The sequence below is a fragment of the Lentilactobacillus dabitei genome (assembly GCF_019061365.1).
GTDB lineage: Bacteria > Bacillota > Bacilli > Lactobacillales > Lactobacillaceae > Lentilactobacillus > Lentilactobacillus dabitei.
On the sequence record NZ_JAHPPD010000190.1, the window covers coordinates 1 to 363 of the forward strand.

A 363-nucleotide genomic window follows, 5' to 3' on the forward strand; every position below is an offset into this window, starting at 1 on the left:
TTCTTAGTCGGCTTCTTACGTTTATTTGTCATTTTAGGTTGCCGTCCTTTTGATATAGACAATAACCCATTTGGCCCCTGATTGCGATAAATTTCTTTCCATATCTGAATTTGTCTGGTACCAACATAACCAAACTTAGCCGCGACCTGAGTGTATGAGGCATTATTGGCAATCGCCCAGTGGGCAACTTCAACCCTGAATTCAGGGGTTATTTCTGGTGGGTTAAATAACACGTCTGTTCCATATGTTTGATAGGCTGAAACAAGCATCTGAAAAAGCATTACATGTATTTTATATTTATGCGCAATTCCGGTCAGAGAACCAGTACCAGAAGCATATTCTACAAGTGCTCTCAATTTTGTT

The 363-nt window shown here is 39.7% G+C and carries 1 protein-coding gene; it reads right to left on the reverse strand.

Features of this window, described 5'->3' with window-relative positions; genetic code table 11:
- The coding region (locus tag KTE19_RS13740; RefSeq protein WP_217342524.1) for a helix-turn-helix domain-containing protein at positions 1-363 on the reverse strand (363 nt) is incomplete at both ends.